Source organism: Pseudonocardia sp. SID8383 (genome assembly GCF_009864975.1).
GTDB classification, from domain to species: Bacteria; Actinomycetota; Actinomycetes; order Mycobacteriales; family Pseudonocardiaceae; genus Pseudonocardia; species Pseudonocardia alni.
Map to the genome: position 1 here is coordinate 1 of NZ_WWFY01000575.1, position 534 is coordinate 534.

The 534-nt window shown below is 77.7% G+C and carries 1 protein-coding gene; it reads left to right on the forward strand.

Going from position 1 to position 534, the window contains the following annotated elements; translation table 11 throughout:
* Positions 1-112: 112 nt before the first annotated feature.
* Positions 113-534: GTP-binding protein (locus GTW08_RS13915; RefSeq protein ID WP_346009905.1), on the forward strand; the 422-nt coding region annotated here is incomplete at its 3' end.

The window sequence follows — 534 nt, forward strand, 5'->3', positions numbered from 1 at the left end:
CCGGGTCGGCGACGGGCGCTGCCTGCTCGACCTGCGGGCGCTGCCGCCGTCGGCCGACGCGACGCTGGCCGGGGCCGTGCGCGCGGTGCCCGTGCGTCCGGAGACCTGAGCCGTGCACGTGCTCTGCACCGCGGGCCACGTCGACCACGGCAAGTCCACGCTGGTCCGGGCGCTGACCGGGATGGAGCCCGACCGGTACGCCGAGGAACGCCGACGCGGGATGACCATCGACCTGGGCTTCGCGTGGACCGAGGTGCCGGGGGCGGGCACGGTCGCGTTCGTCGACGTCCCCGGGCACGAACGCTTCGTCGCCACGATGCTCGCCGGGGCCGGTCCGGTCCCGGCGGCGCTGTTCGTCGTCGCCGCGGACGAGGGCTGGATGCCGCAGTCCGGGGAGCACGCCGACGCGCTCGCGGCCGCGGGCGTCACCGACGGACTGCTCGTGGTCACCCGCGCCGACCTGCTCGACCCCGAGCTGGCGCTCGACGACGCCCGCGCCGCGCTCGCCGCCCGTGGGCTCGGCGGCTGGCCCTC